Source organism: Mycobacterium sp. URHB0044 (assembly GCF_000620625.1).
Lineage (GTDB): Bacteria > Actinomycetota > Actinomycetes > Mycobacteriales > Mycobacteriaceae > Mycobacterium.
In genome coordinates this window covers 47,078-71,761 of the sequence record NZ_JIAW01000009.1, presented here as the reverse complement: position 1 = coordinate 71,761, position 24,684 = coordinate 47,078, and the positions used below count along the sequence as shown (strand labels likewise).

Sequence of the window (24,684 nt, the reverse complement as noted above, 5' to 3'; positions counted from 1 at the left end):
CTCAGGATACGGGTGGGCTGTTGCGCGTCCGCAGTTGCGCGGCTTCTGCATACAACCGACCGGCCCGGTACGAGGAACGCACCAGCGGTCCGGCCAGCACGCCCGCGAAGCCGAGGTCTTCGGCGAACTTCGCGTGCTCGACGAATTCCTCGGGCCGGACCCACCGCTCGACGGGGTGGTGACGCACCGTCGGCCGCAGATACTGCGTGATGGTGACGATGTCGCAGCCCGCCTCGTACAGGTCGGTCAGGGCCTCTTGCACTTCTTCTGGCGTCTCGCCCATGCCCAGAATGAGGTTGCTCTTCGTCACCAGGCCGTAGTCGCGGGCGGCGGTCACGACGTCCAGGCTGCGCTGGTAGCGGAACGCGGGACGGATCCGCTTGAAGATGCGCGGAACCGTTTCGACGTTGTGCGCCAACACTTCCGGACGCGTTTCGAAGACGGTCTCGAGTTGTTCGGGGATGCCGTTGAAGTCGGGGATCAGCAATTCGACGCCGGTGTTCGGGTTCAGCGCCTTGATCTGTCGGACCGTCTCGGCGTACAGCCACGCGCCGCCGTCGGGCAGGTCGTCACGCGCCACGCCGGTCACGGTCGAGTACCGCAGGCCCATCGCCTGCACGCTTTCGGCGACCCGCCGCGGCTCGTCGCGATCCAGCTCGGCGGGCTTGCCCGTGTCGATCTGGCAGAAGTCGCACCGCCGGGTGCACTGTTCACCGCCGATGAGGAAGGTGGCCTCGCGGTCCTCCCAGCATTCGTAGATGTTGGGGCAGCCGGCCTCTTCGCAGACCGTGTGCAGACCCTCCCGGCGGACCAGCGCCTTGAGCTCCTTGTATTCGGGGCCCGTCCGCATCTTGGTCTTGATCCACGGCGGTTTGCGCTCGATCGGGACCTCGGCGTTGCGGACCTCCAAGCGCAACAGCTTGCGACCGTCGGGAGCAATACTCACGAAGTCAATGCTACGTGCAGCCGACCGTCCAACGCGTCGCAGACGGCATCGGCGACCGCCTCGGTGACATCGCTCACTCCGACGTGGCGGCCCAGCTCGGCGGTCAACGACGTCACGCCTGCGTCGGAGATTCCGCACGGCACGATCGCCGAGTACGCGTCGAGGTCGCAGTCACAGTTCAGGGCGAAGCCGTGCAGCGTCGTCCCGCGAGCGACCCGGATGCCGATGGCGCCGACCTTGCGGGCGGGCCTGGTGCCGTCGGCCGGTACCCACACCCCGGACCTCCCCTCGACCCTTCCGGTCTGCAGGCCGACCGAGGCGCACACCGCGATCAGCGAATCCTCAAGGCGGCGAACGAATTTCACGACGTCGATCGGCTGGGCCAATCCGACGATCGGGTAGCCAACCAGCTGACCGGGGCCGTGCCAGGTGATCTTGCCGCCGCGGTCGGTGTCGATGACCGGCCCACCGCCGACGGGTCGTTCGTGCGGCTCAGTGCGCTTGCCCGCCGTGTACACCGACGGATGCTCGAGCAGGAGCAAGGTGTCGGGGCCACCAGCGATGCGCGTCTCGGCCAGCTCGCGCTGCAACGCCCAGGCGCTGGAGTAGTCGAGGGTGCCCAACCTCCGCACGTCCAGCGGCGTGTGCGCCGACCGGACCGATGATTCCGCCACGGGTTCAACGGTACTCGGCGTCACGTGTCCTTCGGTGCGGTGGCGTAGGCCAGTGCCTCGCGGATGGTGTTGTGGTGGAACTCGAAACCGGCCCGCTCGAGTACGGCCGGGATCGCCCGTTGGCCGCCGAGCAGACCTTCGTCGGCGAATTCGCCGAACAGCGTGCGAAGCGCGAACCCCGGCACGAGCAACGCGGTCGGACGGTTCACCGCTCGTCCCAGCGCGGCGGTGAACTCCGCGTTGGTCACCGGCGCCGGCCCGGTCAGGTTCACCGGGCCTGCGATGTCGTCGTGACCGATGGTGAACAGCAACGCCCGCACCTCGTCTTCGAGGCTGATCCACGGGATGTACTGCTTGCCGTTGCCCAGCCGGGCGCCCAGGCCCAGCGCGAACAAGGGTTTGATGCGGCTGAGCATGCCACCGGCCGCGGCCAACACCAGACCGGTGCGCAGCAGGACCACACGCGTGCCCGACTGCTGTGCCGGCTCCGTGGCCGCCTCCCAGTCCTCGCAGAGCCCGGCGAGGAAGCCGCGTCCCGGCGGTGCGGTCTCGTCGACGACGTGGCCGCGGGTGTCGCCGTAGAAACCGACTGCGCTGGCGTTGATCAGCGCGGGCACACCCGCGTCGACGACGGCGTTCGACAGCACCTCCGTGGGGCCGATGCGGCTGTCGCGCAGGCTCTGCTTGAACGCGCCCGACCACCGCTTGGCCCCGACGCCGACGCCGCAGAGATTCACCACGGCGTCGACGCCGCGCACGGTGTCCGGGTCGAACTCGCCCGTGTCGGGATTCCAGTACACCTCGTCGGCGCTCGACGGTGCCCGCCGGACGATCCGCATCACGCGGTGGTCCGCCGCACGCAGTGCAGACGTCAACGCGGAGCCGATCAGTCCCGACGAACCCGCGATCGCTATCACGGAATTGGGCACAGTGCCGTCTTTACAGGCCCAGGTCGGCGTCGAACGCCGCCTCTTCGAGGCGCCGCTTGATGGTGGTCAGGAAACGTCCCGCGTCCGCACCGTCGATCAGCCGGTGATCGTAGGTCAGCGGCAGGTAGCACACCGACCGCACGCCGATCGACTCGTTGCCGTTCTCGTCCACCACTACGCGCGGCCGCTTGACGATCGCGCCGGTCCCGAGCATCGCCGCCTGCGGCGGCACCAGGATCGGTGTGTCGAACAACGCGCCCTGACTGCCGATGTTGGTGATGGTGAAGGTGCCACCGGACAATTCGTCGGGCTTGAGGTTGCCCGACCGGGCACGCGCCGCGATGTCGGCGATCGCCCGGGCCAGGCCAGCCAGGGACAGGTCGCCCGCGTTGTGCACGACGGGGGAGAGCAGACCCTGGTCGGTGTCGACCGCGAAGCCGAGGTGCTCGGCGTCGTAGTAGGTGATCTCCTTGGTGTCCTCGTTGTAGCTGGCGTTCACGTTCGGATGCGCCTTGAGCGCATCGACGACCGCCACGGCGAAGAACGGCAGGAACGTCAGGTTGACGCCCTCGCGCTCGGCGAAGCTCGCCTTGGCCCGTGCCCGCAGCGCGACGATCTTCGTGAGATCGACCTCGTGGGTCTGCGTCAACTGCGCTGTGGTCTGCAGGGATTCACGCGTCTTCTTGGCCGTGATCTGGCGGATCCGGTTGGCCTTCTGCGTGGTCCCACGCAGGTGCGCGAGCGCGGGTGCGGGAGTCGCAGCGGCCTTGGCGGGCGCCGATGCAGCAGCCGCAGGAGCCGCCGGAGCCGCGGCGGGTGGGGCCTTCTTGGCCTCCGCTGCCGCCAGCACGTCCTGCTTGCGGATGCGGCCGCCGACGCCGGTGCCCTTGACCGATGCCAGGTCGATGCCGTTCTCCACGGCCAACTTTCGGACCAGCGGGGTGACGTAGGGGCTGCCGTCGGTGCTGGCCGACTCCGATGCTGCCTGCGCGGCGGGCGCAGCGGGCTGAGGCTTCGGTTCGGGCTTGGGCTCAGGCTTGGGTTCGGGCTTTGGTTCCGGCTTGGGTTCCGGCGCCGGTTCGGACTTGGGTTCGGGTTTCGGTTCCGGCTTGGGTTCGGCCTTCGGCTCCGGCTTGGGTTCCGGCTTCGGTTCCGGCTTGGCTGCGGGGGCGGCGCCCGCTGCGCCGATCTTGGCAAGTTCGCCGCCGACCGCGACGGTGTCGTCCTCCTCGGCGGTGATCGACACCAAGGTGCCCGCCACCGGTGACGGGATCTCGGTGTCGACCTTGTCGGTCGATACCTCGACCAGTGGATCGTCGACCTCGACGCTGTCGCCGACCTTCTTGAGCCAGCGCGTGACGGTGCCCTCGGTGACCGACTCACCCAGCTCCGGCATCAGCACCGGCGTGGCGTCCCCGCCACCCTCGGCGGCGGGCGCCGGTGCACCCTCGGGCTCCGGTTCCGGCTCCGCTTCCTGCTCGGGCTCGGGCTCCGGCTGCTTCTCGGGTTCCGGTTCGGGCTCGGGTTCTGATTCCGCCTCCGCGGCAGGGGCATCGCCGCCGCCTTCGCCGGCCTCACCGATCGTCGCCAGGTCGCCGCCAACCTCGACGGTGTCGTCCTCCTGGGCGATGATCTTGGTCAGCACACCGGCGGCGGGCGACGGGATCTCGGTGTCGACCTTGTCGGTCGAGACTTCCAGCAGGGGCTCGTCGACTTCGACGGTGTCGCCCTCCTGCTTCAGCCACCGGGTGACTGTCCCTTCCGTGACGCTCTCACCGAGTGCGGGCATCTGGACGGAGATGGCCATGTGTGTTGACTCCCTCGAACGGTCGTTCGTCCCTACCGAATGTCGGCACCCATCCTGTCACGTCCTCGCGCGGCGGTCGCCGCAGACCGATCTATCCATTGCTCTGGCACTATCGAAAGTGGTGGTGCTGACCCCAGCTCGGAAACACGCCGGAGGGAGCCAGGTCGAGTGGGACTGTTGGACAGGTTTCGCGGCCGTGGTTCCGTGCGCGCCGACGGCCGCGATCCCGCCGCCGACCTGAAGTACCTGCGCCAGTGGGTCGCCGAGCATCAGGGCGTCGAGGCGTTCGTCGAACCCAAGACCACCGTCACCGAAGTCACCGTCGTGCTGGTCGCCGCGGACGGCGAATGGACCCGTCGCCGCGCGGGCGGCGACTCCGGTGCCCGCCGCCTCAGTGACCGACTCAACATCCCCGTCTACGACGTGCAGAAGGTGGGTTACCCGCAACGGATGCGCGACTACGACGCGCGCCGGCGCATTCTGCGCGACCGCGAGAGGCGCCGCGAACTCGAAGAGGGCTGACCGCTCTCCCGCCGGCTAGCCGTTTTCTGCGATGTCCTCGAGGACCGCGAACATGGTGCGCGTGGGCACACCTGTACCGCCCTTGCCGGTGTAGCCCCACGGTCCGCCGGTGTTGTACGACGGGCCTGCGACGTCGATGTGCGCCCACTGCACGCCGTCTGCGACGAACTCACGCAGATAGACACCGGCGACGAGCATGCCCGCGTACCGGGAACCGCTGACGTTGGCGAGGTCGGCGACCGTCGACTTCAGGTCGTCCTTGAGTTCTTCGGGCAGCGGCATCGGCCAGGCGTTCTCGCCGACGCTCTGCGACAGCGCCGCGACACGATCGCGAAATTCGTCGCTTCCCATCACGCCCGGTGTGCGGCCGCCCAGTGCCACGGTCTGCGCACCCGTCAGCGTCGAGGTCTCGATGAGGTAGTCGGGATCGTCCTCGCAGGCCCGCACGATGGCGTCGGCCAGAATCAACCGGCCCTCGGCGTCGGTGTTGAGCACCTCGACGGTGATGCCCCCGTACTGGGTGAGCACGTCGCCGGGCCGCTGCGCAGTCGATGACGGCATGTTCTCGGCCATCGGGACGGTGGCGACGACGTCGATCGGCAGGTCCTGTTTGGCGGCCAACACGACGGTGGCGATGACCGCGGCGGCGCCACCCATGTCCGACGTCATCTGGTGCATGTTGGCGGCCGGCTTGATCGAGATGCCGCCCGTGTCGAACGTGATGCCCTTGCCGACCAGCGCCACCTTCTTGGTCTTCTTCGACCTGCCCTTGGCCCGGTGGGTCAGCCGGACCAGTCGGGGCGGACGCGACGATCCCTTGCCGACGCCAACGACTCCGCCGTAGCCGGCCTTCTCCAACGCCTTGTCGTCGAGTACTTCGATCTCCAGGCCGGCCGACTCGCCCAATGCCTTTGCACGACTGGCAAATTCGGCGGGGAACAGGTGGCTGGGCGGGGTGTTGACGAGGTCGCGGGCAGTGGCGACCGCCGCGGCGATGTCGGTTGCGCGCGCCGCCGTGGCCTTGGCCCCCTTCTCACCGGACAGGGCGGTGATGGTGGACAGCCCCGGTTCCTTGGGTGCGGTCTTGGCGCTGCGGAAGTCCGTGAACCGGTAGGCGCCGAGGATCAGTCCCTCGATCGTGGCCTCGAGATCCAGTTCGGACAACGTCGTGACGACCGCCTCGGTGCCGTTCAGCGAGCGAGCAGCGACGCCCGCGGCGCGACGGATCACGTCGGCGGGCCAGTCGTCACGCGCCTTGCCGAGGCCGATCGCCAGCACGCTGGACACCGGCAGGGACGGCGCGAGCACCCGGGTCGCCTGTTCGGTCCCGCCCTTGGCGCCGAGCGCCCGCAGGGCCCCCTCGATCTCGCCGACGGCCTCGGCGTCGAGGGACGGGCTCAGAACGACCGTCGCGGTGTCGTCGTCACCGGTGACCACGGGAACGATCAACACCGCCTTGCGCAGGCCGCGCTTGGGCAGTGTGGCGGACACGGTGACGGCGGGGGACTGGTAGCCGGGAGGGGTGCTCACGGGGATTCACCCTAGTCTGGCAGCGTGAGTGACAACCTGTTGAAGGGTCCGCTGGAGGACCGCCACCGCGATCTCGGGGCCAGTTTCGCCGAATTCTCCGGTTGGCTCATGCCGGTCTCCTATGCCGGAACCGTCAGCGAGCACAACGCGACGCGCAGCGCCGTCGGACTGTTCGACGTCAGCCACCTGGGCAAGGCACTGGTGCGCGGGCCCGGCGCGGCGGAGTACGTCAACTCGGCACTTACCAACGATCTGGGTCGGATCGGGCCGGGCAAGGCGCAATACACGTTGTGCTGCAACGATTCCGGTGGCGTGATCGACGACCTGATCGCGTATTACGTATCCGACGACGAGGTCTTCCTGGTACCCAACGCCGCCAACACCCCGGCCGTCGTCGCTGCGCTGACCGAGCGGGCGCCTGCCGGATTGACCGTCACCGACGAGCACCGCTCGTACGCCGTGCTGGCCGTGCAGGGGCCGAAGTCAGCCGACGTGGTGGCCCAGCTGGGGCTGCCGACCGACATGGACTACATGGGCTATGCCGACGCGGAGTTCTCCGGCGTCCCGGTCCGCGTGTGCCGCACCGGCTACACCGGCGAACACGGCTACGAGCTATTGCCGACGTGGGATCGCGCGGAGGTGGTGTTCGACGCGCTGGTCGATGCGGTCACCGCCGCGGGCGGGCAGCCTGCCGGGCTCGGCGCGCGCGACACGCTGCGCACGGAGATGGGCTATCCGCTGCACGGACACGAACTGTCGCTCGACATCTCGCCGCTGCAGGCCCGTTGTGGCTGGGCGATCGGATGGCGCAAGGACGCGTTCTGGGGCCGGGACGCGCTGCTGGCCGAGAAGCAGACGGGTCCGCGCCGATTGCTGCGCGGACTGCGGGCGGCAGGCAGGGGAGTGCTGCGCGCGGACATGACGGTGCTGGCCGACGGCGTTCCGGTTGGCGTGACGACGTCGGGAACGTTCTCTCCAACACTGAAACTGGGCATCGCGCTGGCGCTGATCGACGTCGATGCCGGCGTCGACGAGGGACGCCGGGTGACCGTCGACGTGCGCGGCAGGGCGCTCGAATGCGACGTGGTGGCGCTGCCGTTCGTGGAGGCCAAAACTCGCTAGTCAGGAGTTATACAATTGGCACATGACCGACGGTCCCCTCGAGTTCACGCTTGCCCGTAACGCGACTCCGGCAAGCGACGAGGTACGTGCCGACATCCTGCGCAACCCGGGTTTCGGACGGTTCCACACCGATCACATGGTGTCGGTCGACTACACCGAAGGTCGCGGCTGGCACGACGCCAAGGTGCTCCCGTACGGCCCGATCGAGTTGGATCCGTCCGCGATCGTGCTGCACTACGCGCAGGAGGTCTTCGAGGGGCTCAAGGCCTACCGCTGGGCCGACGGGTCCATCGTGTCGTTCCGCCCCGAGGCCAACGCGGCGCGGCTGCGTACCTCGGCGCATCGGATCGCCATTCCGGAGCTCCCCGAGGAACTGTTCATCGAGTCGTTGCGTCAGCTGATCGCGGTCGACGGCGATTGGGTGCCCGCCGCGGGCGGCGAGGAGTCGCTCTACCTGCGCCCGTTCATCTTTGCCACCGAACCCGGGCTCGGCGTGCGCCCCGCGACGCAGTACCGCTACATGGTCATCGCTTCTCCGGCAGGCGCGTACTTCCCGCGCGGCATCAAGCCGGTCAGCGTGTGGCTGTCCACCGAGTACGTCCGGGCCAGCCCGGGCGGCACGGGAGCGGCGAAGTTCGGCGGGAATTACGCGGCGTCGCTGCTGGCGCAGGCCGAGGCTGCCGACAACGGGTGCGATCAGGTGGTGTGGCTGGACGCCATCGAACGCCGCTACGTCGAGGAGATGGGCGGCATGAACCTGTTCTTCGTCTTCGGCAGCGGCGGCTCGGCACGGTTGGTCACACCGGAGCTGAGTGGTTCGCTGCTGCCCGGCATCACGCGGGACTCGTTGCTGCAGTTGGCTACCGACGGGGGGTTCGCCGTCGAGGAGCGCAAGATCGACGTCGACGAATGGCAGAAGAAGGCAGCGGCGAACGAGATCACCGAGGTGTTCGCGTGCGGCACCGCCGCGGTCATCACCCCCGTGTCACACGTGAAGTTCGGTGACGGGGAGTTCACCATCGCCGACGGCGAGCCGGGCGAGGTCACCATGGCGTTGCGCGACACGTTGACCGGCATTCAGCGCGGCACGTTCGCCGACACCCACGGCTGGATGACCCGACTGGGTTAACGGACCGCCAGGCCCAGCGCGGCCACGGTGGTCGTCACCTCTACCGCTGCACCCAGCACGTCGCCGGTCACTCCGCCGAACCGTCGGACGCAATGGGCGACGAGCAGGGTGCCGACCGCCAATGCGACCAGCACCGCGAGCGGGCCTTGCCAGGGTCGCGGCGTCGCGACCACGCCCGTCCCCGCGGCGGCGACGATCCAGCCGGCCACGACCCAGGCCGGCTGCGTACCCGCCACCGCGGCGCCGAGCGAGCTGCCGGCGGCGGCTGGGACCGATCGACGGCACGCTACGACGGCCGCCACCCTGCCCGCGGCGACACTGACGACGATGGCGGCGACGCTCATCGTGGCGAACGCCATGCCCTGAACGACGATGGTGACCACTACCGCCGCGACGCCGAATGGGCCTGCCGTTCCGTCGCGCATGACCGCGAGGGCGCGTTCGGGAGGTCCGTAGCACCCGAGCCCGTCCGCGGTGTCCGCCAGCCCGTCGACGTGCAGTCCACGGGTGACGATCAGCAGCACGGCCACCGCGAGGATGCCCGTCAGCGGGTTGTGCTCGCCGAACGCCTTGGCGGCCACCCACACCGTCCCCGCGGCCAGGCCGCCGAGGGCGATCCCTACCACCGGCAACGCCGTCAGGGCGCCACGTCCGAACGGCTGCCCAGAGCGCACCGGCAGCACGGTGCCGAAGCCGAAAGCCGAAGTGAGCGAACCGATCACGACGGTGGGGCGAGCGGAGCGACGGGAGAAGGTCCCGGATCGGACACGCGGTCCGTGACGCTCGCTTCGCCAAAGGTGGCCATCGAGGCCAGCGTCGCCACCGCCGCGCGCAGCACCGGCAGAGCAATCACCGCGCCGGTGCCCTCACCGAGACGCATGCCGAGGTCGACGATCGGCTCGAGCGCCAGCCGCTGCAGGGCCAGCGTGTGTGCGGGCTCGGTGGACCGGTGACCGGCCTGCCACCACGCCCGTGCACCCGGTGCCATCCGGTCGGCCACCAGGGCGGCCGCCGTCACCACCACACCGTCGAGCAGCACCGGCGTACGCCGCACGGCGGCCTGCGCCACGAAACCCGCGATCGCTGCCAGGTCCGCTCCGCCGCAGACGCGGAGCAGTCCAACGGGATCCGACCGAACCGCGCGAGCGCGGAACAGTGCGTCGCGGATGGCCGCCGTCTTGCGGACCCAGCCCGCGTCGTCGACACCGGTGCCGCGACCCACCACGGCGACGGGTTCTGAATTCGTCAACGCGGCGATCAAAGTCGTTGCGGCGGTGGTGTTTCCGATTCCCATGTCACCGGCGATCAGCAGATCCGCCCCGGCGTCCACCTCGTCGTCGGCGATGCGACGGCCGGCCCCTACTGCAGCGTCGACCTCGTCGGGGCTGAGCGCATCCTCGACGGCGATGTTGCCACTGCTGCGCCGCACCTTGTGCGCGCCGATCGACGGTGACAGCGGTGCGTCGGAGTCCACCGCGATGTCGACGACCCGCACCCCGGCGCCCGCAAGTTCGGCCAGCACGTTGATCGCGGCGCCACCCGCGTCGAAGTTCGCGACCATCTGCGCGGTGACCTCGGCCGGGTAGGCCGACACCCCTGCGGCCGTGACGCCGTGATCCCCGACGAAGACGACGACTCGGGCGCGTTCGAACTGCCGCGGAGGGCACACCCCCTGGCAGGCCGACACCCACACCGAAAGGTCCTCGAGCCTGCCCAGTGCCCCCGTCGGCTTGGTCAGCGTGTCCTGACGGGCCCGCGCGGCGGCCTCGGCCACCACGTCGGGTGCGCTGATGGCCGGAAAGTCCGTCACGCTGTCTCCTTGACCGTCAAGGGCTGGCCCGCGACGACCAGCACCACGCGGTCGCACTGCGCGGCAAGCCGTTGGTTGACCGTGCCCAACTCATCGGCGAAACGCCGTCCCGACTCGGTCGCGGGGACCACCGTCAGCCCCACCTCGGGACTGACCAGGGCCAGCGGCCCGCGGAACGCGCCGACCGCGTCGACCAGGTCGTCGACCTCTCCGGTCACGGTGCCACCGGTCCAGCCGCGGCACCGGTCCATCGCCGCGACCAGCCAGCCGCCGATGTCGTCGACCAGCGTGGCGATGTCGGGATCATTGCGCAATTGTGCTGCCACGTCCGGGCTTTCGACCGTCGACCAGTGCGCCGGTCGGCGCTGCCTGTGGGCGGCCAGCCGGGTCGACCAGTCGGGGTCGTCGGAGCCGTCCGCGCCTGTGGCGACGTAGCGCACCGGCTGGCCCTGGCTCACCGCCCGCTCGATGACTCCTTCGGCCCACTGCGACTTGCCCGATCGGATGCCACCGAGAACCAGCGCACGCACCTCGCTCAGGCGATCTTGTCGCCGCGTTTGACCTGCGGCCGCGGCGCCCGCATCCGGCGCAGTTGCGAGGCGCGGCTGGCTGCGTAGAAACCCAGCTTCCAACCGCCCTCGACGTTGTCGGGGAACTTCTCGTCGACCAACTTGTTCACCCGGCGGCCGATCAGCAGGCCGTCGATGGCCATGATCAGGACCAACGCGAGCATGGCGGGCGACAACAGACGCTGCACCTGAAGCGACGGCACGGACAGCATGACGAACACCAGGCCGAGCGCAGCCGGCATGAACAGGCCGAGCACGTTGCGGCGGGAGTCCACCACGTCACGGACGTACTTGCGCACCGGACCCTTGTCGCGCGGCAGGAGGTAGGCGTCGTCGCCCGCCATCATCTTTTCGCGGCGTTCCGACATGGCGGCGCGGCGCGTGAGCTTCTCGGCCTTCCGCTCTTCCTTGCTCAGCTTGGGACTGCCGAGTTCCTTGCGCCGCCTGCGCGCTTCCGCAGCGGTCATGGGCGCGGGCGCCACGGGGCCGCGCTTGCGGGCGGCCTCACTGCGCTTGGGTGTCGGCCTGCCCTTGGGTGCCGTCGAGGTGGCCTCGCGAGCCGCAGCCTGGCCGCGATCGTCCGACGCGTCGACTGAGGAGGACTCGTCCGGTACGGGGTTGCCCTTCTTGCGGCCCAGCAGATTCACGTCTGCCAGGTTACTTCAGTTCGTGACGCGTCCCTGCGGCCCGGTCGGAGCGGTCGTGCGGGCGGACCGAACGGGACTTACTCTGCTGGCATGACAGGCTCTGCGCTGCGCGTGCTGATCGCCCCGGACTGCTTCGGCGACAGCCTCACTGCCGTGCAGGCCGCCGAGGCGATCGCCGCCGGCTGGAAGGGCGCCCGGCCCGACGACACGTTGACTGCGGCCCCGCAGTCCGATGGCGGTCCTGGCTTCGTCGGGGTGCTGGCCAGCCGGGTCGGCGGGCTGCGCACGGCGACCGTGAGCGGCCCGCTGACCGACGAGGTCATCGCGGAGTGGGTGCTCGACGAAGCATCCGGCACGGCCTACGTCGAATGTGCGCAGGCCTGTGGCCTGGCCTTGCTCGGCGGCCCACCGACCGTTCGGACCGCGCTCGAGGCGCACAGCAGGGGAGTGGGCCAGCTCGTCGACGCCGCCGTGACCGCAGGCGCACGGCGCATCGTGGTCGGTCTCGGCGGCAGCAGCTGCACCGACGGCGGCCGTGGTCTGGTCGAGGCGCTCGGCGGTCTGACCGCCGGTCGGGCCCGGCTCGACGGCGTCGAGCTGATCGCCGCCACCGACGTCGAGCATCCGCTGCTCGGCCCGATGGGTGCCGCGGCGGTGTTCGGACCGCAGAAGGGCGCGGATCCGGAGACCGTGCAGGTGCTGGAAGCCCGGCTCACCGAATGGGCCGTCGAACTCAACGCGGTGGCAGGCCGTGACGTCGGCGCAGAGCCAGGAGCGGGAGCCGCGGGTGGCATCGGCGCCGCGCTGCTGGCGCTGGGTGGTCGGCGGGAATCCGGCGCCGCGGTGATCGCCGAGCACACCGGCCTGGCGGGCGACGTCGCCGCCGCCGAGCTCATCATCACCGGTGAGGGCCGTTTCGACGACCAGTCACTGCACGGCAAGGTGGTCAGCGCGCTGGCCGCAGAGGCGCGCGATACACCCGTGCTGGTGCTGGCCGGCCAGGTCACGCTCGACGCCGATGCGCTGCGGGCGGCGGGCATCACCGCTGCTCACTCGATCGCCGACTACGCGGGCTCGATCCAGCTGGCGATGGACGACGCGGCCAATCAGCTGACCGGCCTGGCGCGGCTGACCGGGGAGCGCTGGCCGGGCGAATGGCCTCCAGGCGGGCCGCACGAGTCGGGAATAGCCGGAGAACAAGGTACCGTTGAGGTATCCGAGGCATGACTATGCACAGGGAGAAGTAATGACTGTTCAGGACGAAGCGGCGACCCAGACCGCCACCCACGGCGCGACCCTCACGGACGCCGCCGCTGCGAAGGCGAAGGCGCTGCTCGACCAGGAGGGCCGCGACGATCTCGCGCTGCGCATCGCCGTTCAACCGGGTGGATGCGCCGGCCTGCGTTACAACCTCTTCTTCGACGACCGGACCATGGATGGGGACCTGACCTCCGACTTCGGCGGCGTCAACCTGACCGTCGACCGGATGAGCGCCCCCTACATCCAGGGTGCGGTGATCGACTTCGTCGACACCATCGAGAAGCAGGGCTTCACCATCGACAACCCGAACGCCACCGGATCCTGCGCCTGCGGCGACTCGTTCAACTGAACCGCGTCCGACCGGCCTAGTACTGGCCGGTCCGCGGCAGGTACGAACACACCAGGATCTGACCGTTCTGGGTGAGGACCTGCGCGATGGCTTGCCGTTCGCTCTCGGATTGTGAGCGGCCCGCCTGCTTGACCTGCATGGTGAACAGCACCTGAGCCTGGTTCTCCGACCACGTCACGATCTTGTCGATCGACGTCACCTCGGCGCTGCCGAACTGTCTGCGGAAGGCGTCGCTGGCCAGGTTCGCCAGCGCCATGTCCGACTGTTTGTCCTTGATCTCGTCGAAGACGCCGCACGACGCGTGCCGGGCGATCGTCTCGTCGTCGCCGCGGCTGAGCGCGTCCAAGAAGGCCTGGATGGAGGTCTTCGCCGTCTCCGGCGTCAGCGTCGCAGTGGCCGAGTCGTCGCTGCGCGTGGCAAAGACGACCGTCACGGCGACGGCGGCCAGTGCCGCGGCCACCAGCACGGCGAGGCCCGCAACCAGGAGGCGGCGGCGACGCGGCCTGCTCGGATAGGGCACCGGCGGCGGCAGCGAACCTGGATAGGGCGACGGCACTTGATCCGGATAGGGCCCCTGGCTTCCGCCTTGCGGCGGGTGGGGCTGCTGCGGAAACGGTTCAGGGTATGGGTAAGGACCAGCCATGTCGTTGTTAGGCTAGCGCACCGACCTGCGGAGACCGCGAGTCCAGGGCCGCTGTCCACCTCGGTAGCCTTATCTAGACGTGCTTAACGATTTGAAGGGTGACGCTTCGTGACCATTGCGGTAACTGGCTCGATCGCAACCGACCATCTGATGCAGTTCCCCGGGAAGTTCTCCGAGCAGTTGCTGGCCGATCACCTGCAGAAGGTGTCGCTGAGCTTCCTCGTCGACGATCTCGTCATCCACCGCGGTGGGGTCGCGGGCAACATGGCGTTCGCGATCGGTCTGCTCGGCGGCGACGTGGCATTGATCGGCGCCGCAGGCAAGGACTTCGACGACTACCGGCAGTGGCTGACGTCGCACGGCGTCGACTGCGACGGCGTGCTGATCTCGGACAGCGCCTACACCGCACGTTTCGTGTGCACCACCGACGAGGACATGGCCCAGATCGCGTCGTTCTACCCGGGCGCCATGTCGGAGGCCCGCAACATCAAGTTGGCAGATCTGGTATCCCGCACGGGCGCACCGGAATTGGTGATCATCGGAGCCAACGATCCCGACGCCATGTTCCTGCACACCGAGGAGTGCCGTCAGCTGGGCCTGCCGTTCGCCGCCGACCCGTCGCAGCAGTTGGCCAGGCTGTCGGGCGAGGAGATCCGCAAGCTCATCGGCGGTGCCGACTACCTGTTCACCAACGACTACGAGTGGGACCTGCTGCTGCAGAAGTCCGGGCTGAGCGAGGCGCAGGTGATGAGCCAGATCGGTCTGCGTGTGACGACGCTGGGCCCCAAGGGCGTCGACCTGGTGTCCTCCGACGGAGCGTTCGTCCACGTCGGCGTGGTCCCCGAGACCCATCAGGCCGACCCGACGGGCATCGGCGACGCGTTCCGGGCCGGCTTCCTCACCGGCCGCGGCGCGGGGCTCAGCCTGGAGCGCTCCGCCCAGTTGGCTTCCCTGGTGGCGGTGCTGGTTCTGGAGGCCCCGGGGCCGCAGGAGTGGACCTGGGATCGCGACGCCGCGGTGACCCGCCTGGCCGACGCCTACGGCGCGCCCGCCGCCGACGAGATCGCCGCCGCGCTGGGCTGAGTTTCGCCCGGGCTCAGACCTGCACGGGGTAGTCGGGCTCGCCGATCAGAGGCGTCACGCTGTGCTCGACGAAGATCGCGTGCCACAGCATGAAGATGAGCACCGTCCACAGTCGGCGGCTGTGATCGGTGACGCCGAGGCGGTGTTCGTCGAGCATGACGCGCACGGCGGCGAGATCCACCAGGTGACCCGCCTGCGAGCTCGCCACCGTCGCGTATGCCCAGTCGAGCAGTTCACCGGCACGCAGCCAGTGCCGGATCGGCACGGGGAAGCCAAGTTTGGGCCGGTTTAGTACGTGCGCGGGGACGATCGGCTCCAACGCCCGGCGCAGCGCGTACTTCGTGGTGGACCGGGTGATCTTCTGGTCGTACGGCAGCTTGCTGGCCACCGCGAACACCTCGGGGTCCAGGAACGGCACCCGCAGCTCGAGTGAATTGGCCATCGTCATCTTGTCGGCCTTGACCAGGATGTCGCCACGCAACCAGGTGAACAGATCGACGTGCTGCATGCGCGCGACGGGATCCCACCCGTCGGACGCCGCGTACAACGGTGCCGTGACGTCGGTGTGCGTCCACTCCGGCCGGAAGCCGGGCAGCGCCGCCCGCAGCTGCTGATCGGAGAAGCTGCGGGCATTGCCGTAGTAGCGCTCCTCGAGTGTGAGGGACCCGCGATGCAGCAGGCTCTTGCCCCGCATCCCGTCGGGCAGAGGCTTGCTTGCCTTGCCGAGCGAACGGCGCACCGGCCGCGGCAGATAGTCGAATGCCCGCAGCGACAACGGTTCCCGGTAGATCGTGTAGCCGCCGAACAACTCGTCGGCGCCCTCGCCGGACAGCACGACCTTGACGTGCTTGCGGGCCTCCCTGGCGATGAAGTACAGCGGCACCAGAGCCGGGTCGGCGACGGGTTCGTCCAGATACCAGACGATTTCGGGCAGCGCCGCGACGAACTCGGCCTGACTGACCACCTTGGTCACGTGCCGTGCCCCGATGGCCTCGGCGGACGCGACCGCCACGTCGACCTCCGAGAAGCCCTCCCGTTCGAAGCCCGTCGTGAACGTGATCAGTCGCGGGTTGTGGCGCATGGCCAGCGCCGCGATGGCCGTCGAGTCGATGCCTCCGGACAGGAATGCGCCGACGGTGACGTCGGCACGCATGTGCTTGGCCACCGAATCCTCGAGCACCGCCGTGATCTCGTCATAGCGGTCCTGCTCGGCGCCCGCGATGAACGGCACCGCAGCGAATCGCGGCTCGAAGTACCGGGTCGCCACGGGCGTCTGCCCCGGCCGGATGCGGACGTAGCTGCCGGACTCGAGCCGCCGCACGCCGCGGTGCAGGGTTTCCGGTTCGGGCACGTATTGCAACACGGTGTAGTGCTGCACGGCCCGCTCGTCGATGTCGAGGTCGAAGCCGGCGATGGGCGCCAGGTCCAGCAGGGACTTCTTCTCGCTGCCGACCGCCGTACCGCCTGGGCCCGTCGCCATGAACAACGGCTTGATGCCGAACGGATCCCGCGCACACAGCAACTCGCTGGTTTCCGTGTCCCACAGCGCGAACGCGAACATGCCCCGCAACCGCGTCAGTGCGTCGGTGCCCCAGTGGTGATAGGCGGCGACGATCGCCTCGCCGTCGCCGTCGGTGGCGAACACGGCCCCGTGCTCACGGGCGAGTTCTTCCCGTAATTCCAGGTAGTTGTAGATCTCGCCGTTGAACACCAGCACGTAGCGGTCCGGCGCCTCGGGCGGACCCCAGCGCAGGGGTTGGTGACTGTGTGCGATGTCGATGATCGACAGCCGGTTGAAACCCAGCACGATGGTGGGATCCGTTTCGTCGTCCGCCCACGTGCCCGGTTCGTCGGGACCGCGGTGGCGCATCAGGTGCGAGGCGCCCGACACGGCGTCGACCAGCGAGGACGGCGCCTGCTGCCCACTGGTGCCGGACGGATCGGTCAGGTAGGCCAGCAGTCCGCACACTGCGTCAGTATGCCCAATGGCGACCTGCGGCGAGACCGGCACCCGTGACATTCCCCGGTCGCTTCGCTCCTGCCCGCCGTGACATTCCCCGGTCGCTTCGCTCCTGCCCGCCGTGACATTCCCCGGTCGCTTCGCTCAGGGCCCAGGGCGTGGTCTACGCTGCGTAGTATTCGCCTAGCTTCACCGACTTCTAGGAGGCGCCAACGTGACCGCTCGCGGGCTCCGATTGGTCGCGTTGTCAGTGCTTTTGGGTGGGACGACGCTCCTGCTCAGCGGGTGCAGCTGGTCTGAGGCGCTCGGCCTCGGCTGGCCCACCGGCATCACCCCCGAGGGCAAGCTGAATCGCGAGCTGTGGATCGGCTCGGTGATCGCCTCACTGGTCGTCGGCGTGATCGTGTGGGCGTTGATCTTCTGGACCAGCGCGTTCCACCGCAAGAAGAAGACCGACACCGAGTTGCCCCGCCAGTTCGGCTACAACATGCCACTGGAACTGGTCCTCACCGTCGTGCCGTTCCTCATCATCTCGGTGCTGTTCTACTTCACCGTGGTGGTGCAGGAGAAGATGCTGCACAAGGATCCGAACCCCGAGGTCGTCATCGACGTCACGGCGTTCCAGTGGAACTGGAAGTTCGGCTACCAGAAGATCGCCTTCACCGACGGCACGCTGAACTACGACGGCGTCGACAACGCCCGCAAGGAATCGATGCGGTCGGTTCCCGAGGGCGTCGACGCTCACGGCGAGGAATTGGTCGGGCCGGTGAGCGGCCGGAACACCGAGGACCGCACCTACCTGAACTTCGACAAGATCGAGACCGTCGGCTCCAGCACCGAGATCCCGATCCTGGTGCTGCCCAAGGGCAAGCGCATCGAATTCCAGATCGCGTCGGCCGACGTGATCCACGGTTTCTGGGTGCCGGAGTTCCTGTTCAAGCGCGACGTCATGCCCAACCCGAAGGCCAACCACTCGGACAACATCTTCCAGATCAGCACCATCGAGCGGACCGGCGCCTTCGTCGGTCGCTGCACCGAGATGTGCGGCACCTATCACTCGATGATGAACTTCGAGGTGCGCGTCGTGGAGCCGAACGACTTCAAGGCCTACCTCCAATACCGCGAGGATCACCCGAACGGGACCAACGCCGACGCGCTGAAGGCCATCGGCCTTCCCGCCGAGGCCGTCACCACGCACCCGTTCGAATCCCGTCGCGGTGAGCAGGCACCCCAGGCGAGTAAGTAGGGACACCGAATGCACATCGAAGCCAGGCTGTTCGAGTTCCTGACCGCGTTCTTCGCCCTGACCACCGTGGTGTACGGCGGTTTGACGGCGCTGTACGCCAACGGCGGCGTCGAGTGGGCCGGCACCACCGCGCTGGTGCTCACCACGGGCCTCACGCTCATCACCGGCACGTTCTTCCGGTTCGTCGCCCGTCGCCTCGACACGCGACCCGAGGATTACGAAGACGCCGAGGTGTCCGACGGCGCAGGCGAGCTCGGGTTCTTCAGCCCCGGCAGCTGGTGGCCGCTGCTCATCGCGCTGTCGGCGTCGGTGACGGCGGTCGGAGTCGCACTGTGGCTGCCGTGGTTGCTCGGCGCGGGCGCGGTGTTCGTGCTGGCGTCGGCTGCCGGCCTGGTGTTCGAGTACTACGTCGGGCCCGAGAAGCACTGATACGCAGCGCGCGGGGTCACGAAAAGGGCGTCAGTTGATCGACGTTCCGCGTCGCGAGATCCGCTCGAGCTTCGCGTTGGGTACTGTTGCCGGGGCACGGTCAGTCACGGTTTTCAGACGTGGCGTCGCGCCGAATGGCAGTCGAGAAGGACAGGCGTAGATGAGCGGGCCGAATCCTCCCGAGCCGGACGAACCGGCCCAGGACAAGACCAGCACGGGCGAGACGGAGATCTACTCGCGGGCGTACTCGGCCCCCGAGTCCGAGCAGTTCCTCAGCGGCCCATACGTACCGCCAGATCCCGCGCTCTACGACTACGACACCTTCGAACCGTCGACCGAGCTCGTCGACCAACAACCGCCGCGATGGCCGTGGGTGGTCGGCGTGGTCGCCATCGTCGCCGCCATTGCGCTCGTCACGTCCGTGACGGTGCTGGTGGCTCGCACCGACAGCGACAACCTGGCAACACCGTCGACGAGCACCTCGTCCGGCCCGCCGGTACAGGACGAGATCACCACCACGACGACGACGCCACCCCCGCCGCCGCCTCCACCGCCCACCACCGAGGAGCCACCGCCTCCGCCGCCGGAGACGATCACGGTCACGCAGCCGCCTCCTCCGCCGCCGCCCCCGGCGACCGAGCCGCCACCTCCGCCCGCGACGGCCGCACCGCCCGCAACGACGACCGCGCCGGCCGGACCCCGCTTCATCACCTACACGGTGACCGGAACGAAGGCACCGCTGGACCGCATCTCGGTGACGTACACCGACGCCTCCGGCCGCCAGCGCACCCAACAGAACGTGTACATCCCGTGGTCGTTGACGGTGACCCCGATCTCGATGTCCGAGTACGGGTCGGTGCAGGCGTCCAGCCTCTTGAGGTTGAGCCAATTGAACTGCTCGATCACCACGAGCGACGGTCAGACGATCGCCTCGCAGAACAACAACGACTGGCAGACCAGCTGCTAATGGCATACGACGTTGGGCGGACGAAGTTGAATCCCGGCACGCTTGATCAAACCGACCGGATCCTCGTCGGCGCGGCCGTCGCGCTGTGGTTGGCGGCGCTCGGAACCGGGGTGGCCGCCGTCGTGGCGCTGGTGGACCTCAGCGCCGGGCATACCGCCTCCACGCCGGATTCGGACACGCCGTGGCTGCTCTACACCGTCATCGGGGTGTCGGCCGCCGTCATCATCGGCGCGGTGCCGCTACTGATCAGGGCCCGCCGCTCATCGCTGGGCGACACCCAGCGCAGCACGTCGCGCCCGGTTGTCCCGGTGCAGTCCGGATTCGGTGATCCCGTCGACGCCACGACCAGGCTTCGCACGACCGGTGGCCCGGTGATCCGCCGCCACCCGGTGCCCCCGGCCAGCAGCCGGGTGGGCTTCCCGACCGCCGCGGTGGATCAGGTGTGGCTGCGCTGCTCGGCCGCCACTGCGGCCGCGATCGGCGCGGCGACGACCCTGATCGCCGTCGGCACCTATCTCATGGCGACCGAGAGCGACACGGCTGCATGGGCGCTCTACGGCGCTGCCGGCCTCGTCACGGTGGCGATGCCCGCGCTCCCGTGGTTCTTCCTGAAGCAGCTACGCGACGTATTGGCCTGACGGCCAGCGCATTCCGCGGTAACGGTCCCGCCGAACGGTCAGTGATGACCGTTCGACGAGCCGTGCCCGTTGCCGGAAGCCTGCCCGTTGCCCGAGCCGTGCTCCTCGTCCTGGTACTCCTTGAGTGCCGTGATCGCCTTGCGCTCGGTGGCGTGCGCCGCCGCGGCGAGTGCGTCGCTCTCCGAGGTCGGGTCGGCGGTGAGGAAGCTGCCGGACCCGGTCGCGCCGCCGGAGCCCAGCTTGTTCATCCGCTTGGGCAGGGGAGCGCCCTGGTACTCGAGCGGGATCGGGTGGCCGTGGTCGTCGACCGGGCCGAGCGGCTGATGCAGCTCGATGTACGCGCCATGCGGCAGCCGCTTGAGGATGCCCGTCTCGATGCCGTGCTCGAGCACCGCGCGGTCGCTGCGCTGCAAGCCGACACACCACCGGTAGGTGATGTAGTAGACGATCGCGGGCAGCACCACCATGCCGATGCGGCCGATCCACGTGGTCGCGTTCAGCGAGATGTGGAACTTCAACGCGATGATGTCGTTCATGCACGCGAACGTCAGCACGATGTAGAAGGCGGTCGCCATCGCGCCGATCGCGGTGCGGACCGGTGCGTCACGCGGGCGCTGCAACAGGTTGTGGTGGGCGGTGTCCTTGGAGAACTTCTTCTCCATGAACGGGTAGATGACCAGCAGCACGAAGACCAAGCCCATGATCAGCGCCACCCACACCGACTGGCCGATGGTGTGGCCGAACGGATAGAACTCCCACGCCGGCCAGAGTCGCGCGACGCCGTCGGTCCACATCATGTAGAAGTCGGGCTGGCTGCCCGCCGAGATCTGTGAGGGCTTGTAGGGACCCAGCTGCCAGATCGGGTTGATCTGCAGCAGGCCGCCCATCAGGCCGAGGATGCCGACGGTCATGGCGAAGAACGCGCCGGACTTCACCGCGAAGACCGGCATCACGCGCACGCCGACGACGTTCTTCTCGGTACGCCCCGGGCCGGGGAACTGGGTGTGCTTCTGGAACCACACCAGCGCCAGGTGCGCACCGATGAGCGCCAGCATGATGCCGGGGATCAGCAGGATGTGCAGGGCGTAGAGCCGCGGGATGATGATCTCGCCGGGGAAGTCGCCGCCGAACAGCAGCCAGTGCAGCCAGGTGCCGATCACCGGCATGCCCAGTGTGATCGAGGAGAACGCGGCCCGCAGACCCGTGCCGGACAGCAGGTCGTCGGGGAGCGAGTAGCCGAAGTAGCCCTCGAACATGGCCAGGATCAACAGGATCGACCCGATCACCCAGTTCGCCTCACGGGGCCGGCGGAACGCGCCGGTGAAGAAGATGCGCGCCAGGTGCACCATGATCGACGCCGCGAACAGCAGGGCCGCCCAGTGGTGGATCTGGCGCACGAACAGCCCGCCGCGCACCTCGAAGCTGATGTCGAGTGTCGTCGCATACGCCCTCGACATCTGCACGCCGTTCAGCGGCTGATACACGCCGTGGTAGGTGACCTCGGCCATGGACGGGTCGAAGAACAGCGTCAGGTACGTGCCGGTGAGGAGAAGGACGATGAAGCTGTAGAGCGCGATCTCCCCGAGCAGGAACGACCAGTGCGTCGGGAAGACCTTGTTGAGCTGTCGACGCACCGCCGCCGACGGGTGGTAGCGCGAGTCGATCGCATCGCCTTGCGCCGCTGCCATTTCTGCAAGTTTTGGGCTCATGACATTGAATTCCGTTCCCAGAATGCCGGTCCGACGGGTTCGATGAAGTCACCGTTGGCCACCAGGTACCCATCCTTGTCGATGGTTACCGGAAGTTGGGCCAGTGCGCGTGCAGCCGGGCCGAAGATCGGCTTCGCGAAGTGCAGGGCGTCGAACTGCGACTGGTGGCACGGGCACAGGATGCGGTACGTCTGCTGCTCGTAGAGGGACGACGGGCAGCCGAGGTGCGAGCACACCTTGGTGAAGGCGTAGAGAGCGCCGAAGTTGAAGCTCTCCTGGCCCTTTCGCTTGACGACGCGTGGCTCGTCCTCCGGGCGGATGCGAATCAGCATGACGGGGTTGCGCACGCCCATCGCGATTTCGGTCAACTTCTCGTGCGACTCGAACGTGGTGCCGTCACCGTCGGATTCGCGCCAGGGGAACACCGTCTCCATGCCGCCCGCGTCGATGTCCTCGGGCCGCATCTTGACGAACGGAGACTCGCCAGGGGTACCGGTGGCCCGCGCCATGAAGATGGTCTCGCCGTGGAAGCGTGGGGTCCAACCGGACGTCCACAGGACCGCCTTCTTGCCGTCGGCGGTGGGCACGACCGGCTTCCACGGGTTCTTGATCATGCCGCCGATGAAGGCGACGGCCGTACCGAGTCCGAAGGCGCCGAGTCCGACGCCGAGGGAAAGGCCGATCAGCTTGCGCCGCTTGATGGTCGACCCCTCGAGCGCGTCGGTCAGATTGGCGGCGACCGTCTTGCGTTGAATCTCGGGGGAGGAGCCGTCGTGACGCTCCTGGATCGAGATCTCCTCGGGGATGAACTTCTTCTGGTAGAGCACGGCACCGATGCCGATGGCCAGGATCGACAGCCCGAAGGTGACGCCGTACAGCGGGGTGGCCAAGGAGTAGATGAACTCGCCCTCGGACCCGTAGGGCTTGTACTCCCACGGCCAGAACAGGAAGATCACCAACAGCGCGAGACCCGCGAGGCCGCCGAACAGCAGCCAGTAGGCCACCGTTCGCTCGGCGCGCTTCTCGGCCTTGGTGCCCTCGACCGGCCAGCGCGGCTCCTTCAGGACGGTCTCGACGCCGTCCATCCTGCCGCCGAGTGCGACCAGTTCTTCGCGCGACATCTCCGCCAGTTCGGCGTCCGTCGGTTGACCCGGTACGCCGGCGTGGCCCGGGACATCGGTTCCCTTTGGATGGCCTTGCGGCGCATCGTCTTTCGTAATGTCGCTCATGCTCGCGATCCAATCCACATGGCCACCCCGATGACGGCGACCATCCCGATGATCCATGCCGCCATGCCCTCCGGCGCCGGGCCGAAGCCGCCGAGGCCGTAGCCGCCCGGGTTGGGCGTCTCGGACGCCTCACGGACGTAGGCGACGATGTCGCGCTTCTCCTCAGGGCTCAGCTGCCGGTCACCGAACTTGGGCATGTTCTGGGGGCCGGTCAGCATCGCGGTGTAGATCTGCGCGGGCTGGGCGTCGGCGAGGTCGGGCGCGTACTTGCCCGACGACAGTGCGCCGCCCTTGCCGGTGAAGTTGTGGCACGACGCGCAGTTGAGCCGGAACAGGTCGCCGCCGCGGGCGACGTCGTCACCCAACAACGAGTGCTCCGACACCTGACCGTTCGCGTCGCGGGGGACCGTCGGTCCGCCGCCGTTGGCCTGGATGTAGGCGCCGAGTGCGTCGATCTGGTGCTCGTCGAAGATCGGGTCCTTGCGCGGAGCCTGCGCCTCGCCGCGCATCGCGGGCATGCGACCGGTCGACACCTGGAAGTACACGGCGGCTTCGCCGGTGCCGATCAGGCTGGGCCCGCGGTCCGGCACACCCTGAAGGTTGGCGCCGTGGCACGTCACGCACGAGGTCTCGAACAGCTGCTTGCCGGTACGGACCAGCGAGAGCTGGGACTCGTCGGCGACCGCGACCTGCGGCTGCGGCGTCAGGATCGACGCCATGCCTCCGGCAACTGCGAGTCCGATCAGCAGCAGCAGCGCTGCCGACAGGCGTCGACGCAGTCGACGGCGGGACTTGCTGGTCATCGAACCCCTTCTCATCGAACGAAGTAGATGGTCGCGAACAAGGCGATCCACACGATGTCGACGAAGTGCCAGTAGTACGACACGACGATCGCGGCGGTGGCCTGCGCCGGGGTGAACTTGCTCATCCGGGTTCGCGCCAGCAGGAAGATGAAGGCGACCAGACCGCCGATGACGTGCAAGCCGTGAAAACCGGTGGCCAGGTAGAAGACCGACCCGTAGGCGCTGCCCGGGATGGTCGTGCCGTGGGTGACCAGGTGGTAGTACTCGTACGCCTGGCCGAGCACGAAGAACAGGCCCATCAGGAAGGTCACGACGTACCAGCGCCGCAGCCCGTAGACGTCACCACGCTCGGCGGCGAACACACCCATCTGGCAGGTGAACGACGATGCGATGAGCACCAGCGTCACCGGCACCGCCTGAACCAGGTTCAGTTCGGTGGGGTGCGGCGGCCAGTCGCCGGCAGCTTGGGCGCGTGCAGTGAAGTACATGGCGAACAGCCCAGCAAAGAACATCAATTCGCTGGAAAGCCAGACTATGGTGCCGACACTGACCATGTTCGGTCTGTTCAGCGAATGCACGCGCGAGGTGATCGCGGTTCCCGAGGTCCCTACAGCACTCGTCACAATAAGAAGTATGACGCTTTGTAGTTGATTAACTCCACCCGGGTCGGGAGATTCGTCGTT

25 protein-coding genes are annotated in these 24,684 nt (G+C 68.3%); 10 read left to right on the top strand and 15 right to left on the bottom strand.

Annotated features, from left to right (window positions below; translation table 11 throughout):
* Nucleotide 1: 1 nt before the first annotated feature.
* Genes lipA through sucB form a run of 4 tightly spaced genes read right to left on the bottom strand, consistent with a single transcriptional unit; the run spans nt 2 to nt 4,356 of the window.
* On the bottom strand, nt 2–946 hold the full coding sequence (gene lipA, locus N536_RS0119240; protein WP_029115103.1) for a lipoyl synthase: 945 nt from the start codon (nt 944–946) through the stop codon (nt 2–4).
* Nucleotides 943–1,620 (bottom strand): lipoyl(octanoyl) transferase LipB, encoded by a 678-nt coding sequence (lipB, locus tag N536_RS0119235; RefSeq protein WP_029115102.1) that lies wholly within the window; start codon nt 1,618–1,620, stop codon nt 943–945. The genes lipA and lipB overlap by 4 nt, the downstream gene beginning before the upstream one ends.
* Nucleotides 1,621–1,640: 20 nt before the next feature.
* Nucleotides 1,641–2,549, bottom strand: coding sequence for a TIGR01777 family oxidoreductase (locus N536_RS0119230; protein WP_029115101.1), 909 nt, complete (start codon nt 2,547–2,549; stop codon nt 1,641–1,643).
* A gap of 10 nt (nt 2,550–2,559) precedes the next feature.
* The gene (gene sucB, locus N536_RS0119225; protein ID WP_029115100.1) at nt 2,560–4,356 is read right to left on the bottom strand and encodes a 2-oxoglutarate dehydrogenase, E2 component, dihydrolipoamide succinyltransferase; all 1,797 of its coding nucleotides are present in this window, start codon (nt 4,354–4,356) and stop codon (nt 2,560–2,562) included.
* A gap of 168 nt (nt 4,357–4,524) precedes the next feature.
* On the opposite strand from sucB, the gene N536_RS0119220 reads away from it, so the two are divergent.
* On the top strand, nt 4,525–4,878 hold the full coding sequence (locus tag N536_RS0119220; protein WP_029115099.1) for a hypothetical protein: 354 nt from the start codon (nt 4,525–4,527) through the stop codon (nt 4,876–4,878).
* 15 nt (nt 4,879–4,893) lie between these two features.
* Here the strand turns inward: N536_RS0119220 and N536_RS0119215 are convergent, their stop codons facing one another.
* Nucleotides 4,894–6,408, bottom strand: a complete 1,515-nt coding sequence (locus tag N536_RS0119215; protein ID WP_029115098.1) for a leucyl aminopeptidase — start codon at nt 6,406–6,408, stop codon at nt 4,894–4,896.
* Nucleotides 6,409–6,432: 24 nt separating this feature from the next.
* Here N536_RS0119215 and gcvT point away from each other — a divergent pair, with 24 nt between their 5' ends.
* Together gcvT and N536_RS0119205 are read left to right on the top strand one after the other, a co-directional pair.
* Complete coding sequence (gene gcvT / locus N536_RS0119210; protein ID WP_029115097.1) at nt 6,433–7,530, top strand: glycine cleavage system aminomethyltransferase GcvT; 1,098 nt, start codon at nt 6,433–6,435, stop codon at nt 7,528–7,530.
* Between the two features lie 22 nt (nt 7,531–7,552).
* Nucleotides 7,553–8,659, top strand: coding sequence for a branched-chain amino acid aminotransferase (locus tag N536_RS0119205; RefSeq protein WP_029115096.1), 1,107 nt, complete (start codon nt 7,553–7,555; stop codon nt 8,657–8,659).
* Here N536_RS0119205 and N536_RS0119200 read toward each other — a convergent pair.
* Genes N536_RS0119200 through N536_RS0119185 form a run of 4 tightly spaced genes read right to left on the bottom strand, consistent with a single transcriptional unit; the run spans nt 8,656 to nt 11,685 of the window.
* Nucleotides 8,656–9,381 carry an adenosylcobinamide-GDP ribazoletransferase gene (locus tag N536_RS0119200; RefSeq protein ID WP_029115095.1) on the bottom strand — a complete coding sequence of 242 codons (726 nt, stop codon included), beginning with the start codon at nt 9,379–9,381 and terminating at the stop codon, nt 8,656–8,658. The two genes, N536_RS0119205 and N536_RS0119200, sit on opposite strands and share 4 nt — an antisense overlap.
* On the bottom strand, nt 9,378–10,469 hold the full coding sequence (gene cobT, locus N536_RS0119195; RefSeq protein WP_029115094.1) for a nicotinate-nucleotide--dimethylbenzimidazole phosphoribosyltransferase: 1,092 nt from the start codon (nt 10,467–10,469) through the stop codon (nt 9,378–9,380). The genes N536_RS0119200 and cobT overlap by 4 nt, the downstream gene beginning before the upstream one ends.
* Nucleotides 10,466–10,999: a bifunctional adenosylcobinamide kinase/adenosylcobinamide-phosphate guanylyltransferase gene (locus N536_RS0119190; protein ID WP_029115093.1), complete on the bottom strand. Its 534-nt coding sequence runs from the start codon at nt 10,997–10,999 to the stop codon at nt 10,466–10,468. Before N536_RS0119190 ends, cobT begins: the two co-directional genes overlap by 4 nt.
* Nucleotides 11,000–11,004: 5 nt before the next feature.
* Nucleotides 11,005–11,685, bottom strand: coding sequence for a DUF3043 domain-containing protein (locus N536_RS0119185; RefSeq protein WP_029115092.1), 681 nt, complete (start codon nt 11,683–11,685; stop codon nt 11,005–11,007).
* Between the two features lie 90 nt (nt 11,686–11,775).
* Between N536_RS0119185 and N536_RS38890 the strand changes: the two genes are divergently transcribed.
* Nucleotides 11,776–12,912, top strand: coding sequence for a glycerate kinase (locus N536_RS38890; protein WP_081809278.1), 1,137 nt, complete (start codon nt 11,776–11,778; stop codon nt 12,910–12,912).
* Between the two features lie 19 nt (nt 12,913–12,931).
* Nucleotides 12,932–13,294 carry an iron-sulfur cluster assembly accessory protein gene (locus N536_RS0119175; RefSeq protein ID WP_029115091.1) on the top strand — a complete coding sequence of 121 codons (363 nt, stop codon included), beginning with the start codon at nt 12,932–12,934 and terminating at the stop codon, nt 13,292–13,294.
* A 16-nt stretch (nt 13,295–13,310) separates the two neighbouring features.
* Here N536_RS0119175 and N536_RS0119170 read toward each other — a convergent pair whose 3' ends face one another.
* Entirely contained in the window at nt 13,311–13,937 is a 627-nt protein-coding gene (locus N536_RS0119170; RefSeq protein WP_029115090.1) for a hypothetical protein, read from the bottom strand.
* A 108-nt stretch (nt 13,938–14,045) separates the two neighbouring features.
* Between N536_RS0119170 and N536_RS0119165 the strand changes: the two genes are divergently transcribed.
* On the top strand, nt 14,046–15,020 hold the full coding sequence (locus N536_RS0119165; RefSeq protein WP_029115089.1) for a carbohydrate kinase family protein: 975 nt from the start codon (nt 14,046–14,048) through the stop codon (nt 15,018–15,020).
* Between the two features lie 13 nt (nt 15,021–15,033).
* Here the strand turns inward: N536_RS0119165 and asnB are convergent, their stop codons facing one another.
* The gene (gene asnB, locus N536_RS0119160; protein WP_029115088.1) at nt 15,034–16,989 is read right to left on the bottom strand and encodes an asparagine synthase (glutamine-hydrolyzing); all 1,956 of its coding nucleotides are present in this window, start codon (nt 16,987–16,989) and stop codon (nt 15,034–15,036) included.
* Between the two features lie 205 nt (nt 16,990–17,194).
* Between asnB and N536_RS0119155 the strand changes: the two genes are divergently transcribed.
* From N536_RS0119155 to N536_RS0119140, 4 genes are all read left to right on the top strand, one after another.
* The gene (locus tag N536_RS0119155) at nt 17,195–18,226 is read left to right on the top strand and encodes a cytochrome c oxidase subunit II (RefSeq protein WP_029115087.1); all 1,032 of its coding nucleotides are present in this window, start codon (nt 17,195–17,197) and stop codon (nt 18,224–18,226) included.
* 9 nt (nt 18,227–18,235) lie between these two features.
* Nucleotides 18,236–18,655 (top strand): cytochrome c oxidase subunit 4, encoded by a 420-nt coding sequence (locus N536_RS0119150; protein WP_029115086.1) that lies wholly within the window; start codon nt 18,236–18,238, stop codon nt 18,653–18,655.
* A gap of 160 nt (nt 18,656–18,815) precedes the next feature.
* On the top strand, nt 18,816–19,622 hold the full coding sequence (locus N536_RS0119145; RefSeq protein WP_029115085.1) for an MmpS family transport accessory protein: 807 nt from the start codon (nt 18,816–18,818) through the stop codon (nt 19,620–19,622).
* Nucleotides 19,622–20,260, top strand: a complete 639-nt coding sequence (locus N536_RS0119140) for a DUF2561 family protein (protein WP_029115084.1) — start codon at nt 19,622–19,624, stop codon at nt 20,258–20,260. The genes N536_RS0119145 and N536_RS0119140 overlap by 1 nt, the downstream gene beginning before the upstream one ends.
* A 38-nt stretch (nt 20,261–20,298) precedes the next feature.
* Here N536_RS0119140 and N536_RS0119135 read toward each other — a convergent pair whose 3' ends face one another.
* From N536_RS0119135 to N536_RS0119120, 4 genes are read right to left on the bottom strand one after another with little or no spacing between them, the layout of a single operon-like run.
* Complete coding sequence (locus N536_RS0119135) at nt 20,299–21,969, bottom strand: ubiquinol-cytochrome c reductase cytochrome b subunit (protein WP_029115083.1); 1,671 nt, start codon at nt 21,967–21,969, stop codon at nt 20,299–20,301.
* Nucleotides 21,966–23,198, bottom strand: coding sequence for a ubiquinol-cytochrome c reductase iron-sulfur subunit (locus tag N536_RS0119130; protein WP_029115082.1), 1,233 nt, complete (start codon nt 23,196–23,198; stop codon nt 21,966–21,968). The genes N536_RS0119135 and N536_RS0119130 overlap by 4 nt, the downstream gene beginning before the upstream one ends.
* On the bottom strand, nt 23,195–24,016 hold the full coding sequence (locus N536_RS0119125) for a c-type cytochrome (RefSeq protein ID WP_197040178.1): 822 nt from the start codon (nt 24,014–24,016) through the stop codon (nt 23,195–23,197). Before N536_RS0119125 ends, N536_RS0119130 begins: the two co-directional genes overlap by 4 nt.
* On the bottom strand, nt 24,013–24,624 hold the full coding sequence (locus N536_RS0119120; RefSeq protein ID WP_036437000.1) for a heme-copper oxidase subunit III: 612 nt from the start codon (nt 24,622–24,624) through the stop codon (nt 24,013–24,015). Before N536_RS0119120 ends, N536_RS0119125 begins: the two co-directional genes overlap by 4 nt.
* Between the last annotated feature and the right edge of the window lie 60 nt (nt 24,625–24,684).